Genomic DNA, 14191 nt, shown 5'->3' with positions numbered 1-14191 from the left:
CTCAGCCGGTTTTCGTCTTGTCGAGATCGAGCAGCCCGCGCGCCTCGAGCTCGTCACGCACCATGCGCTTTGGAATTTTGCCGTAGCCGGATTTCGGCAGGGCCTCCCAAAAGAAGAACCGCTTCGGCATCTTGTAGCGCGGCACCTTTGGGAGGAGGAACGCCGCCATCTCGGCTTCGCTCACTGGCGTCTCGCCTTCGCGCGCGACGCAGACGGCGACGCCGACCTCGCCCCAGGTGGCATCCGGCACGCCGAGGACGGCGACCTCGCAAACGCAAGGATGGGTCAATATCTTCTCCTCGATCTCGCGCGGATAGATGTTGGAGCCTCCGGAGATGTACATGTCGGAGGCGCGGCCGGTGATGTAGACGAATCCCTCCTCGTCCATGTGTCCGAGATCGCCGGTCCGGAACCAGCCATTGCGGAACGCCTTCGCGTTGGCTTCCGGGTTGTCGTAATAGCCGGCGAGCACAGCAGGGCCGATCACGCAGATCTCGCCGCTCTGGTTGGCGCCGAGCTCGCGGCCCTCGTCGTCCTGGATCGAGACCTGCATGCCGGTGCGCTCATAGCCGCAGGTGCCGATCCTGGCATGCGGTCCATCCTCGGCATCGTGCAGCGCCGCCGGCAACACCGTGATGTTGCCGGTGACCTCGCCGAGGCCAAAATATTGGACGATGACCTTGCCGAGCTTCTTCAGCGCGGTCTTCTGGTCCTCGCGATACATCGGCGCGCCCGCATAGATCACGTGACGCAGCGAGGAATGATCGTATTTGTCGGCGGCGGGGTGTTCGACCATCATCTTGAGGATCGTCGGCACGGTGAAGAGATTGCTGACCCGATGCGCCTCGATCAGGCGGAACGCCTCATCGATGTCGAATTTTTCGGTCGGAAGCAGCACGGTGCGCACGCCGCGCGCGGTCTGCACCAACTGATGCACGCCGGCGCCATGCGACAGCGGCGCCACCACCAGCGAGGCATCGTCTTCGGCGACCCCCGGCGTCAGATCGGCGAGATGATTGGTGACAACAAAGCCCATCTGACCGTGGGTCAGCACCGCGGCCTTGGAACGGCCCGTGGTGCCGGACGTGAAGAAGAACCAGCAGGGATCGTCATGCTCGACCGCGACGTTCTCAACCACGGCTCCGGCCCGCGACGCGATGGCGTCCGCAACCGACGTCTCGCCGAAAGATGCCTTGCCGTCGATGCTCCATGTGAATTCCAGCGCACCGCCCTTCACGGCCGCCGCGTGCTCGGGAAAATCGACATGGCACAGAAACGCCTTCGCGCCGGAGGCCTGCGCGAGAAAGGTCACCTCGTCCGGCATCAGGCGGAAATTGGTGGGCACCCAGACCGCGCCGAGCCGGAACGCGGCGAACATCGAGAAGAACATCTCGTCGCCGTTCTTGGAATGGACGAGAATGCGGTCGCCCTTCGTGACGCCGCGCGCGGCAAGCGCGGCCGCAAGCGCCGAGACCTGCGCGTCGATCTCGCGCCAGGTCCAGGATTTGTCACCCCAGACGAAACCGGGACGCGATCCATGCCGCCGCGCATTCTGGGTCAGCATGTGAGCAAGATTCATGACACGGCGGGACATCCGCAACTGTCCGCCGTCTGGCGCGCCGGTCCCGCTCATCGACGTCCGATCCAGATGCCGGCGCCGATCAGCACCAGGCCGATGACGCCGGAGATGATGCCGTGCTTGGTATGGACGCGCATCTCGCCTGCTTCATGTCCGGGAAAGAAGCCCGGCAACTGGTCCGCCGGCATCACGAAATACACCGCGGCAATGATGAGCAAGACGACACCGACCAGGGTCAGCACCAGTTTCATGGATTTCCTCCCCTATGGCGGCGCTTGTGGACGCGCGTCGCCTGGGCGCCTTGTTTATCGCCATCGCCCGCGCCCCCGCAAGGTCGCCGGCCGCAGGGCTCCATTACTGCATCTTGAATTCGAACAGTGCCGCCGTGACACCCTTCTCCCTGACGCAGGGAGACGCGCCATGCCCGCTGGTGTCGCTGAAATCGACGACATCGTCGTCGCGGCCGTCGCAGGTCGAGTCGTTCCTGCGCACCATGTCCGGGCGGAGACGTCACCACGCCACCGCTGCGAGTATCGTGAACAGGACGACCAGCAATCGCATCCGCGTTGGTCGTCGGCGCAGCCGCATCGTTCAGGGAATTTTAAACATGATCGGCGCACCCTCGCTGAGTTGTCGCGTACAGAGTGCCGCATCATGGTCAAAGCGCCCGCCCTCCTCCTGCTGTCGCTGGCGCTTGCCGGATGCGCCATGGCTCCGCAGGCGCGACTGGCCCCGGATCCCGCATTCACGCCTGCGCGCTACGCCTGGGATGGCGCCGGTGAGGATCCCAACAGGGTGCATTCCGCCGCCGGGCCATCACGCACAACGCGTGCCGCTGCCAGGCCGGAGCGGGACAACGCGCAGGACCACACCGATCAGGACGCTAGAGTCAACCGGTCGCTGGTCATCTGCCAAGGCTGTCTCCGCCAACAGCCTCAGCCGGAAGACGCTCGGCTGGCCAGAGCAGCGGATTGAGCCGCCCAAGCCTCGTCTCAACAAGCCTCGTTTCAACAAGCCTCGTTTCAACAGGCTACGTCTCAATCCGCTGAGCCTTCTCATTCTGCGCAGCAGCGCAGGAAATTGCCTGCCGCGACAACACAATGAATTCCGCGCGGCACGCTGGCGCGCGGCTATCGTGCGTCCGGGAGCGATCGCCGCGATGGCCGGCTCCACTGTCTCATTTTCACACAGATGTCGCGAAGCCGCGATCGCGTAGAGCGAGCAGGCTTGTTCGGACGCAAGCTTCACGCTAGTTAACCTGTGTTTAACGAGGCCATTTCCTCGGCCGGAAGGCCGATTCTCCAATAAGTCCACTTTAGTTGGACGGCAAAGTGATGAGTATGGGACAAGTCGTTTTTATCGATTCCCGCGTCGCCGATATCCAGACCTTGCTGAGTGGGCTCGCACCGGATGAACAAGCTTTCGTCCTGAATGGCAGCAGCGACGGCCTCGCCCAGATCGCAACCATCCTGAAGGACAATGGCCTGACCGGGCTGTCGTCGATCTCGATCGTCGGCCATGGCGCGCCGGGTGAAATCGAGCTCGGCTCATCCGTCATCGACGATGGAGATCTCGCTGGCGACGTCGGCGCCCTTTCCACGATTGGCGCAGCGCTTTCGCTAGGCAGCACGCTCGCCCTCTATAGCTGCGACGCGGCATCAGGCGCGACCGGCACCCAGTTCATCTCCGACCTCTCCGCCTATGCGGGCGGCGTCACCGTCGACGCAGCGACGCATACAATTGGCAATGCCGATGCTGCGAGTTGGACCCTCGACGCCTCGACGGCCCCGGCCGCGGCGGCCGCCACAGCCCCGTTCTCGGAGCACGCGCTGGAGAATTTCAATTCCGCGCTGGGCCTCATTATCGTGTCGCCTGGCGCGGCCGCCACGTTCCACGGCGGCGGCACGCCCGCGGCCATCGCTCCCAACCTGACCGTGAGCGATTCCGCGTCTTCGACACTCACGGCCGCAACCGTCAAGATCGTCGGATTCATCGCCGGCGACACGCTGAATTTCAGCGACCAGAACAATATTCACGGCAGCTACGACGTCTCGCATGGCATCCTCACACTGACCGGATCGGACACGGTCGCCGACTACCAGGACGCGCTGCGCTCGATCACCTACAGCTTTTCCGGCAACGGCGACCCGACCGGCGGCGGCACGCACGGGGCCCGCGACATCTCATGGGTGGTCTCCGACGGCACCAACACCAACATCGACATCACGTCGTCGATCAACAACGATCAACCTACGCTTGGGTTGACCCAGTTTGTCGTCCTGCAAGGCTTCTATCCCGCACGCGACGATGACGGGACCATCGACCCGGGCCACATCGACATGGGGTCCATCAGGACGTTCGCCGGAAATTTCGCCCCCGGTGCCACCGCGCTCGCCGATGGGCAGCTCCTGTCGATCCAGCAGAATGCTGCCCTGTTCTCACTGCTGGGGACGAGCTATGGCGGCAATGGACAAACCAACTTCCAGCTGCCGAACCTCCAGGCCACGCTCGCGGTCGGCTCCGAAAACAGCAACACCGTATCGCTCGGAGACAGATACGGCACGGACACGGTCACGCTGACGACCTCGAATCTACCGTCGGGCTTCGGCGCGGGGGTTCCCGTCAACAACGATCAGCCGTCGCTCGCCATCAACTACATCATCAACACCGGCGGCCCGAGCGCGGGCACGGCCACGCAGGGGCTCGATGTTGCTGGCGAGGTGGTGCCCTTTCTCGGTACGTTTGCCCCGGACGGGTACCTGCTGGCGGCCGGCCAGATCCTGAACATTGCGGACTATCAGTCCCTGTATCACGCGCTCGGGACGACATTCGGCGGCGACGGCGTCACGACGTTCGCGCTGCCGGATCTTACCGGTCGAACGATCGTTGGTACGACGACCGACGGGTTTGGCAATTCTGATTTCGGAACGATCTTCGGGCAGGACTCAACCGCGCTCATCACGCTCAATCTGCCATCCCCGATTGGTGGCTCGTTGGACTACAGCAACTACCAGCCTGCGGTGGCGCTGCACTATCTGATCGCTCTCCAAGGATTGTTTCCCTCCCAGGGCAGCGGGGGCTCGGACGACACTCCCTATCTTGGCGAGGTCATTGCCTATGCCGGTAATGGCAGCGATCTCACGGACATGCTGAGCAGAGGCTGGGCCGAGTGCAACGGCCAGGCGCTGTCGATCGCGCAGTACTCGGCTTTGTTCTCGATTCTCGGAACAACCTATGGCGGAAACGGCCAAAACACTTTCGCCCTTCCGAATCTGGACGCCCGCTCCGTCGCTGGCATGGGCTCAAACTCAGGGGGGACCACGGTCTCGCTGGGCGAGGAGTACGGCACCTCCTCCGTCTTCCCCACCTCAAGCCAGGTGCCGCTGACGGCCAGCGTGCTCGGCATCACGCACACTGGACCGACCGTCACCGCCGGCGCCAGCCTGAGTTATCCAGCGGGCAGTTCCGCTGCTCCGCTCGACAGCACGTTGACCGTCGCTGATCCCGACAGCGGCGGCAATCTCACCGGCGCGACCATCAAGATTGCCAGCGGCTTCGTCACCGGCGACACGCTGAACTTCACAAACCAGAACGGCATCACCGGCAGCTACAACGCCGCGACCGGCCTGCTCACGCTGAGCGGCACCGACTCGCTCGATCACTATCAGACCGCGCTGGAATCCATCACGTTCGGCGCGCCCGGGACGACCGGCGCCGGCTCGCGCACCATTGAATGGAGCGTGACCGACGGCTCGTCCAGCAACGGCACCAGCAACACCGCGACCAGTACCGTCAATCTGCTCCACGTCCCGCTCATCAGCACGGTCACGGCAGCGACCACCGGCAACGCGACGGATCTCAATACCGGCAAGATCGTCACCATCACGGTGACTTTCACTGACCCCGTGAACATCACCGGCACGCCAGAGCTTCAGCTCAACGACAACGAGGTTGCGACCTATCAAAGCGGCAGCGGCGGCACGGCACTGACGTTCAGCTACACCGTGCTGGCCGGCGACAACAACGCCGATCTTCAGGTGCAGAGCCTGCTTCTGAACGGCGGCACCATCAAGGACGGCTCCGGCAACGATGCGGTGATCGCCGGCGTTGCCACCGATCTGAATCTGACGATCGACACCACCGCGCCTGTGGCCTCGTCGGTCAATACGGCCGGCAGCAATCCCGGCAATGCGACCAGCGAGACCTTCACCGTCACCTTCTCCGAGGGCGTGACCGGGGTCGATGCGGCCGACTTCACCGCCCTGACCGGCGGAACCGTCGCCGACACCGGCATCGTCGTGACGCCGGTCAGCAGCAGCGTCTACACCGTGACCATCAACGGCGTCAGCGGCGATGGCACGCTCGGCCTCAAGCTCAACAGCTCCGCAACCGGCATCGCCGATCTCGCGGGCAACGCGATTTCCGGCGGGTTCACCGGCCAGACCTACGCAATCGATCACACCGCTCCCACCGTGACATCGATCGTGGCATCGGGCTCGAGCCCGAACCACGCGAACTCCGAACAGTTCACAGTCACCTTCTCGGAGAGCGTCAGCGGCCTGACCGCCGCCGATTTCACCCTGACCACGGCCAACACGCCGGGCGGCACCGCCCTTGCTACCACCGGCATCAACTCGATCGTGAGCAGCGACGGCACGACCTACACGGTGACCGTTGGTGGCGTCACCGGCGACGGCACGCTGCGCCTCGACTTCAAGAGCGGCTCCAGCAACGTCACCGATGCGGCGGGCAATGGCACCAGCGCAGGCTTCACCGGCGGCGGCGTCTACAGCATCGATCACACCGCCCCGGCGGTGTCGTCGATCGCCGCCAATGGTGCGAGCCCGAACAACGCCGGCAGCGACCAGTTCACGGTGACCTTCTCGGAAAACGTCACCGGCGTCGATGCGACTGACTTTGCAATCACGAGCACCGGCAACGTTGCCGATAGCGGCATCTCGGTCTCCGGGAACGGCAAGGTCTACACCGTGACGGTGAACGGCGTGACCGGCGACGGCACGCTTCGCCTAGACCTGAGAGCCTCCGGCACCGGCATTTCGGATAGCGCTGGCAACGCGATCTCTGGCGGGTTTACCGGCGGCGATGTCGACACCGTGCAGCACACGGCTCCGAGCGTGACCTCGATGAGCGTGCCCGCCAACGCCACCTATGTGGCCAGCCAGAATCTCGACTTCACGGTCAATTTCAGCGAGGCGGTGTCTGTCACGGGCACACCGCAAATCGCGCTGACGCTGGACACCGGAGGCGTGGTCGAGGCGCAATATGTCGGCCAAAGCAGCGCGTCTGCGCTGACCTTCCGCTACACCATCGTTGGCGGCGAAAACGACGCCAACGGCGTCGCGCTCGGCAGCGCGATCGTGCTCAACGGCGGCACGATTGCGGACGCGGCCGGCAACGCTGCGGTGCTGACACTGAACAATGTCGGCGCGACGAGCGGCGTGCGGGTGGATTCGATCGCGCCAACGGTGACCTCGATCGCAACCTCCGGCACGGGCATTGTCGCAGGTAGCGGCGATCTCAATGCCGGTCATACCGTGACCTTGACGCTGAATCTCAGCGAAGCCGTCAACGTCGATCTGACCGGCGGCACGCCGACGATGCTGCTGAGCGACGGCGGCGTCGCGACCTATGCCGGCGGCAGCGGTACCAACGCGCTGACCTTCAGCTATCTCGTCGGCGCCGGCGAGAACACAGCCGATCTCGCGGTGGATCACATCCTGCTCAATGCGGGAACGATCCACGACCTCGCCGGAAATGATCTGACGCTGCCGGGCGGAACGATCAACCCCACGGGGACCTTGCAGATCGATACGCACGCGCCGGACATCGCAGCCGTCAGCGCGTCTCCCGCAAGCGGCGCGGTCGGAGCCGGCCAGTCCGTCGCGATCACGGTTGACTTCGGCGAAGCCGTTACCGTGTCGGGTGGCACGCCGACGCTATCGCTCAACGACAACGGCATCGCCACCTACGACGCGGCTGCGACCTCAGCGCTGCACGATTCCAGCAAGCTCGTGTTCGACTACACGGTCGGAGCTGGCGACACGCTCACGCCCGCGCTGGCGGTTACCGGGATCAATCTGCACGGCGCGGGGATTGGCGACCATGCCGGCAACGCGGCCAATCTCGGCAACATTGCCACGACCTTCACAGGGCTTGCCGTGATCGATTCCGTGGTCACGGCTCATGCGGACGCCAATCAGGTCGTCGCCGGCCAGACCGTCACCCTCGATGCAGCCCACGGGCTGCTCGCCAACGACACCGACAGCAACCCCGCCGATCACATCGTGGTCAGCGCTGTCGACGGGCTTGCCGGCGACGTCGGCCAACCGGTCGCGGGCGCCTACGGCAGCCTCACGGTGCTCACCGATGGCAGCTATTCCTACACCGCCAATAGCGGCACCACCGGCGCGGTCTATGACAACTTCACCTATACCGCGAGCAACGGCCACGCAGCACCCTCGATCTCGACGCTGACCGTCGAGGTGATCGGCGGCAACCAGAATTTAGTCTTCGTTCCCGCGGGCGGATCGGCCACCACCGGCTACGGCAACACCGTCCTCGACGGCAGCGCGGGCGGCGCGACGCTCACGGCTGCGGCGACCTTCAACGCTCACGAGACGCTGATCGGCGGCCCCGGCGACACGCTGAACGCCGCCAGTTTCGGCCAGGATACGTTCGTGTTCGCCGGCGCCTTCGGCCACAACACCATCAACAATTTCCACCCGTCGCTTGACGTGATCCAGTTGCAGACCTCGCAATTCGGCAGCCTCGCCAATGTCTTCGCCGACCTGCATCAGGTCGGCGCCGACAGCGTACTGACGCTCGACGCCAGTCACGTCGTCACCATCACCAACACCGCGCTGGCGAACCTGACATCAGCGAATTTCCATCTGGTTTGAGCGAAATCCCGGCCGCGGTGCGCGGCTGGACTGGTTTCGATCGTGGCTCGGAGTTGCCAATTGGTCACAGCCTTCGGTTGCTGGGTAGCGTAAAACCGCATCGGAATCGGGGAATGGGCCAATGAAAAACATCAAGAAACTGGCGCTCGCGGGCATCGTGGCGGTTGGAGCAGCCTGGGGACCGGCGCATGCCGCCGACCTCGCGCCGACCTACAAGGCGCCGGTGAAAGCGTTCGCGCCGGTTCAGACCTGGGACGGGTTCTACGTCGGCGGCAACGTCGGCTACGACTGGAGCACCGGCTCCTCGGGCATTTCGGCTCTGTCGACCGATCCCGTACTGGCCCCGGCACTGGCGGCGTTCGTCGCAGCCGGCTCATTTCCGACCTCGCTGTCGCCGTCTGCGAAAGGCGTGATCGGCGGTATCCAGGCCGGTTACAACTGGCAGGTTGCCCCGCAATGGCTGGTCGGCCTCGAGACTGACTTCCAGGGCTCGGACGTCAAGGGCTCGACCACCCAGGCGCTCGCGCCGGTCGGCTTCGATGCCACCTCGACGACCGTCACCAAGGGCATCGACTGGTTCGGCACCGTGCGCGGCCGGGTCGGCGTGCTGGTGGCGCCGCAATGGCTGCTCTACGGCACCGGCGGCTTCGCCTATGGCCGCACCAAATCCTCGTTCAGCACCGCCGATGTGACCAATGGGTGCTTCGCGGGCGCGACCATCTGCGCGAACGGCGCCTCTTCGGGGACGAGCACAGGCTGGACCGCCGGCGCCGGCACGGAAGTGATGTTCGCGCCGAACTGGAGCTTCAAGGCCGAATATCTCTACGTCGATCTCGGCCGGCGGACGCTGAATGTCGCATCATCCACCATTCCGGCCATCGTGTTCACGACCTCGACCCCGTTCCGCGAGCAGATTGCCCGCGTCGGGATCAACTATCACTTCTCGGCCGGCCCGGTCGTCGCCAGGTACTGATCATCGAGCGGCCCGGATCGGGCCAATTCAGAGTTTGCCTCAGGCCGATCAGAGTCACTCTGATCGGCCTTCGCGTTTGAACCTGTCGGGCGTAGCGAACCTCTACCGATATGCCGCGCCGGATTCCTGCCGTTCGGCGCGAGGGGCGCAGCCCATCTCAGGACATTCCAATGCTCACTCGTCGTTCCCTCATCGTCATGTCGCTTCTTGCCACCGCCAAAGCGGCCGAAGCTCAGACCCCTGTCCCCAGCGATCCCGCAGCGATCCTGACCGCGATCTACACCCGCGCCGCCAAGGGCAAGGGCGATGGCGGCGGCGCCTTCATCATCGAGAACAAGGCGGCGAAATCCAGATATCTCTCCAAGGCGCTGGTCGCGCTATGGGCCAAGGCAGATGCGCATACGCCCAAGGGCGACGTCGGCCCAATCGATTTCGATCCCGTCACCAATTCGCAGGAACCGGACGTGAAGTCGTTCGAGGTTGACGCCGAGAAGACGGAGGCCGACAAGGCGACGCTCGCGGTGACTATCACCGGCCACCGCAACGACCGCAAACCCGCCGACCAGATCCTGCGTTATGACTTCGTGCGCGAGGCCAATAGCTGGAAGATCGACGACATCAGGGGCTCCTCCGACGGCGAAGCCTGGTCGATCCGCAAGATGCTGACGGACGCGCTGAAGAGCTGACCGGAGACGATATGAGCGACGTCATCAACAACAGTGCCCATCACCGCTACGAATTGGAGGTGGAAGGCCACCTCGCGACCGAGCATTACAAGCTCGACGGCAACGTCATCACGTTCGAGCATACCGACGTGCCGAAGGAGCTCGGCGGCAAAGGCGTTGGCTCAAAACTGGTGCAGGGCGCACTCGACCAGGTCCGCGCGGCCGGCTTGAAGCTGATCCCGGAATGCCCGTTCGTGAAGGCGTGGATCGAGAAGCATCCAGACTATGCGGATTTGGTGAAGAGATGAGCTCAGGCCCGCCGATCGCGCGGCGGGCCTGCCGTAACCCACGGCTTATTGCCCGTGCTTCAGCATATCCTGGTTACTCAGATCCCAGTCCTGCCAAAGCTGGAGCACGCCGAGGATGACCGCCACCGCGCCGAGACTCGTGTGGTAGACCCGGAGAAAACCTTCGCCGGAATAACCAAGCACTAAGGGCGAGACAATAAGCCACAGCCCGACCAGGATCGTCGCCACCTCCTGCCAGCGCTGCAAGGCGACATATTCGAGCTGGCTGAGGCCAAATACGACGAGACCGATTGCGACCGTGTTCACGACCATTGTCTCGTGCCCGACGATCCCCGCGCGATCCTGGATGGGGAACCACGGCGACGCGACAATCAGCGCGCCGAGCAGCATCCCGCACCAGTCTTCCCATGTTCGATGAGTATTCAAGAAACCAAAATCCGACATCGTACCCTCCTAGAAAAGAGGCATACGTCAGCGGCTGGCGATCATGGCACTCCGAATGTCTAGCGAGCCTTGCCGGCCGCATTCGGGCGTATGTCCTTTCAAGGACGTGGGAACCGCCGTGGAACTTGCAAGAGTGATGTCGATGATTATTGCGCTCGCCAAGCGATGTTCACGGGGCAGAGATTCATGCCGCACTGCGGTTACGGGGTCTCAAGCCTCTGGAGCGCCTCGCGCGCGCTCGGCAGTCCAGGCCGCAACTCCAGCGCCTTCCGGAAATCGGCAACCGCGCCCTGCTTGTCGCCGAGTCGCATTCGGGCCTGGCCGCGATTGTTCCAGGAGAGCACGTCAGCGGGATCGTATTGCAGCGCCTTGTCGTAGTCGGCGAGGCCGCCCTTGTTGTCGCCCTGGTAGAGCCGGATCATGCCGCGATTGCGCCACCCGCGCGCATCCGTCGGCGCGACACGGATCGCCTCGCCGTAGTCGGCCGCGGCGCGTTCGAGTTGCTTGCTGTCGCGATAGACGTTGCCACGGTCGATATAAGCGAGCAGATCGGGCGCAAGTTTGATCCGCGTGGTGTAGTCGGCAAGCGCATGCGCCATGTCGTGCTTGCGATAATACACCAGGCCGCGATTGGCATAGGCGGTGGCATAATTGGGATCGCGCTTGATCGTAGCGTTGAAATCGGCAAAGGCGCCGTCGAGATCACCCTTGTTGAAACGGGACTCGCCGCGGTTGCTGTAGGCCAATGCCAATGACGGGTCGAGCTTGATGGCCTGGTCGTAGTCCGTAATGGCGCGATCATAATCGCGCTTGAAACTGTAGACGCGACCACGGTTGTTGAAGGCACAGGCGTAGGTCGGATCGAGCCGGACCGCTTCATCGAGATCGGATAGCGCCGCATCGAGCTCGCGCTTCTCGGTGAGACCATGACCGCGGTTGCAATAGGCACCGGCGAGTCTCTGGCCGGTCTCGCTCTTGGCGTCGATCACCGTCGAGCAGGCCTTGACCCGTTCGTCCGGCGTGCTGGCCAGTCCGACACAGGCTTCCCAGGTCGGACCGCCCTCGGCTGCGGCCGGGACCGGCGCGGTCGAGACCAGCGCGGCGAGCAGCGCCATCAGGCTGAGCGGGACACGCATTTTTTAGATATCTCCCCTGCGGCAACCTCCGTTGGTCGTGCCTTGGCAAGGCCGGGTTCAGGCGCCTAGATCAGGCAACACGCATCGCTTCGGAAGGATCTCGGATGGCGGCATCGGTACGCGACAACAAGGACAGAAGCCGCTTCGAGCTCGACGTCGGCAGCGAACTGGCCTTCGCCAATTACCGGCTGACGCCGTCGGCGGTGATCATCACCCACACCGAGACGCCGCGTACCCTGCGTGGCCGCGGCATCGCCTCCGAGCTCATCAAGGGCGCACTGGACTTGATCCGCCGCGACGGGACAAAGGTGGTCGCAGGCTGCGGCTTTGTCGTCGACTATCTCGACAAGCATCCGGAAGATGCGGATCTCGTCGCTTGAAGCAAAAGGGCCCGCGCGATGGCGGGCCCTTGGCAACGACCGAGAGATCGGTCAGTGCTTGATCTCCGGCGGCAACTTGCCGCCATTGGCGGCGAGCTTGGACATCACCTGCTTGTGCAGCCAGACATTCATGCTCGCGGAGTCGTTGGTGTCACCGCTGAAGCCGAGCTCCCTGGCGAGATCCTTGCGTGCAGCGAGGCTGGAGTCGATATCGAGCGCCTTCAAGAGGTCGACGATTGAGGTGCGCCATTCCAGCTTTTCCTTCTGGACAGCCACCAGCTTGTCGACGATGGCCGCGACGTCCACGGTCTGCGCAGGTGCGGCAGACGGTGCCGCACCTGGCGCGGACGATGGAGCCGACGCGCCAGGCGCGGACCCCGCCGGCGCACTGCCAGTAGCGGGTGCGCCGCCGGCGGGCGCAGCGGAAGCCGGATGGCTGCCGAAGATCGCGCCCATGATTTTCCCGAAAATGCTCATGTCTGCTCCCCGAAAAGGATCCGTTGGAAGGCCTTGAGTGGCACTTATAGACGAAGTTCTTGCGTTGCGCCCGCGCTGTTCTCGCGAACCATCAGCAGCATGAGCTTATCTACGGCGAAATGACGACCGAATGACATCGTCGAGGTTGCACTGCGGCAACGAATCTCAACCAAGCGTGAGGGACAGGACTCGGAATTGGGAGTAGCGTTTGCGTTCAGCTCGCGATGCCTTCCGGAATTCGCGTCTGGTAGGAATCGCGATCATCCAAGAAGAGCGGCCGCTCGCGCCGTTGCCGGCGCCGGATTCGGCTGCATGGCAAGGGAGCTAGCGACCATGGCCACGTTTTACCAGGGCAATGTCCCCACGGTGGCCCAGCCCGCGGATGCGGCTGGACCGGTGATCCGAACCATCCAACTCTCCGACCTGCACGACGCGCTCAAGTGTGGCTGGGAGGATTTCAAGGCGGTTCCGAGCCACGCCATCATCCTCTGCGTGATCTATCCGGTGCTCGGCCTCGTGATCGCGCGCGTCGCAATGGGATATTCAGTGATACCGTTGCTGTTTCCGTTGGCCGCGGGCTTTGCCCTGATCGGCCCGTTCGCAGCGCTCGGCCTCTATGAGCTCTCGAGCCGGCGTGAACGCTATGAAGAGGCCAGCGCCTGGGATGCCATGGAGGTGCTGCGCTCGCCGTCCTTCGGCGCGATGCTCGGCCTCGGTACGCTGTTGCTCGCTCTGTTCGTGACCTGGGTCGCGACAGCGCAGGCGATCTATGTCGCGGCGTTCGGCTATGAGGGCGTGACCGGGATCTCGGATTTTGTGACACGCGTGCTGACGACAACGCAAGGCTGGTGGCTGATTGCGATCGGTTGCGGCACGGGGTTCCTGTTCGCGCTCGCCGCGCTCTGCATCAGCGCCGTGTCGTTCCCGTTGATGCTCGACCGTCATGCCGGTGCATTCGAGGCCATGGTCACCTCGCTCCGCGTCGTCGCCAAGAACCCGGTGCCGATGGCGGCTTGGGGCCTGATTGTGGCGGTGCTGCTGGCGCTCGGCACGATCCCCGCGTTCCTCGGGCTCGCCGTCGTCATCCCCCTGCTCGGCCACGCCACCTGGCATCTCTATCGCAAGGTGATCGTCTCCGATCCCGGCGCTCGGCCGGTGCCGCCTCCGCCGCAGCGTCCGCGCAAGCCGGCCGCCGACTTCCCCGCCAATCTCTTTCCGTGGCGGAATAGGACGGACGCCTGACGATAATATCGTGACATCCGATCCTGCCCCTTTCGAGGGCAGGATCGGGCAACGTCATACGCCTTGC

At 64.0% G+C, this 14191-nt stretch carries 12 protein-coding genes; 7 read left to right on the top strand and 5 right to left on the bottom strand.

The features are described 5' to 3' along the window. Nucleotide 1: 1 nt before the first annotated feature. Both ACPPVR_RS21340 and ACPPVR_RS21335 read right to left on the bottom strand, forming a co-directional pair. The gene (locus ACPPVR_RS21340) at nucleotides 2-1633 is read right to left on the bottom strand and encodes an acyl-CoA synthetase (protein ID WP_426608559.1); all 1632 of its coding nucleotides are present in this window, start codon (nucleotides 1631-1633) and stop codon (nucleotides 2-4) included. Beyond that, nucleotides 1630-1830: a hypothetical protein gene (locus ACPPVR_RS21335; protein WP_426608558.1), complete on the bottom strand. Its 201-nt coding sequence runs from the start codon at nucleotides 1828-1830 to the stop codon at nucleotides 1630-1632. The genes ACPPVR_RS21340 and ACPPVR_RS21335 overlap by 4 nt, the downstream gene beginning before the upstream one ends. A gap of 169 nt (nucleotides 1831-1999) precedes the next feature. On the opposite strand from ACPPVR_RS21335, the gene ACPPVR_RS21330 reads away from it, so the two are divergent. The 5 genes from ACPPVR_RS21330 to ACPPVR_RS21310 all read left to right on the top strand — a co-directional run bounded on the left by ACPPVR_RS21330 (nucleotide 2000) and on the right by ACPPVR_RS21310 (nucleotide 10445). Further along, nucleotides 2000-2554, top strand: a complete 555-nt coding sequence (locus ACPPVR_RS21330) for a hypothetical protein (RefSeq protein ID WP_426608557.1) — start codon at nucleotides 2000-2002, stop codon at nucleotides 2552-2554. A gap of 359 nt (nucleotides 2555-2913) precedes the next feature. Continuing rightward, nucleotides 2914-8499 (top strand): tail fiber protein, encoded by a 5586-nt coding sequence (locus ACPPVR_RS21325; RefSeq protein ID WP_426608556.1) that lies wholly within the window; start codon nucleotides 2914-2916, stop codon nucleotides 8497-8499. A 121-nt stretch (nucleotides 8500-8620) separates the two neighbouring features. Next, nucleotides 8621-9472 carry an outer membrane protein gene (locus ACPPVR_RS21320; RefSeq protein WP_426608555.1) on the top strand — a complete coding sequence of 284 codons (852 nt, stop codon included), beginning with the start codon at nucleotides 8621-8623 and terminating at the stop codon, nucleotides 9470-9472. A 170-nt stretch (nucleotides 9473-9642) separates the two neighbouring features. Next, nucleotides 9643-10158, top strand: coding sequence for a DUF3828 domain-containing protein (locus tag ACPPVR_RS21315; RefSeq protein WP_426608554.1), 516 nt, complete (start codon nucleotides 9643-9645; stop codon nucleotides 10156-10158). Nucleotides 10159-10169: 11 nt separating this feature from the next. Further along, a complete protein-coding gene (locus tag ACPPVR_RS21310) occupies nucleotides 10170-10445 on the top strand; it encodes a GNAT family N-acetyltransferase (protein ID WP_426608553.1) in 276 nt (91 codons plus the stop codon). Nucleotides 10446-10490: 45 nt separating this feature from the next. Here the strand turns inward: ACPPVR_RS21310 and ACPPVR_RS21305 are convergent, their stop codons facing one another. Together ACPPVR_RS21305 and ACPPVR_RS21300 are read right to left on the bottom strand one after the other, a co-directional pair. Then, the gene (locus ACPPVR_RS21305) at nucleotides 10491-10889 is read right to left on the bottom strand and encodes an SPW repeat protein (RefSeq protein WP_426608552.1); all 399 of its coding nucleotides are present in this window, start codon (nucleotides 10887-10889) and stop codon (nucleotides 10491-10493) included. 200 nt (nucleotides 10890-11089) lie between these two features. Beyond that, a complete protein-coding gene (locus tag ACPPVR_RS21300) occupies nucleotides 11090-12025 on the bottom strand; it encodes a tetratricopeptide repeat protein (protein WP_426608551.1) in 936 nt (311 codons plus the stop codon). Between the two features lie 104 nt (nucleotides 12026-12129). Here ACPPVR_RS21300 and ACPPVR_RS21295 point away from each other — a divergent pair, with 104 nt between their 5' ends. Further along, nucleotides 12130-12405 (top strand): GNAT family N-acetyltransferase, encoded by a 276-nt coding sequence (locus ACPPVR_RS21295; RefSeq protein WP_426608550.1) that lies wholly within the window; start codon nucleotides 12130-12132, stop codon nucleotides 12403-12405. A gap of 51 nt (nucleotides 12406-12456) precedes the next feature. Here the strand turns inward: ACPPVR_RS21295 and ACPPVR_RS21290 are convergent, their stop codons facing one another. Continuing rightward, nucleotides 12457-12882 (bottom strand): DUF3597 domain-containing protein, encoded by a 426-nt coding sequence (locus ACPPVR_RS21290; RefSeq protein WP_426608549.1) that lies wholly within the window; start codon nucleotides 12880-12882, stop codon nucleotides 12457-12459. A 333-nt stretch (nucleotides 12883-13215) separates the two neighbouring features. On the opposite strand from ACPPVR_RS21290, the gene ACPPVR_RS21285 reads away from it, so the two are divergent. Continuing rightward, on the top strand, nucleotides 13216-14124 hold the full coding sequence (locus ACPPVR_RS21285; RefSeq protein ID WP_426608548.1) for a DUF2189 domain-containing protein: 909 nt from the start codon (nucleotides 13216-13218) through the stop codon (nucleotides 14122-14124). Nucleotides 14125-14191: the final 67 nt, after the last annotated feature.

It is taken from the genome of Bradyrhizobium sp. McL0616, from assembly GCF_049993385.1.
In the GTDB taxonomy this organism is placed as follows: Bacteria; Pseudomonadota; Alphaproteobacteria; order Rhizobiales; family Xanthobacteraceae; genus Bradyrhizobium.
This window is presented reverse-complemented; position numbering and strand designations above follow the sequence as displayed.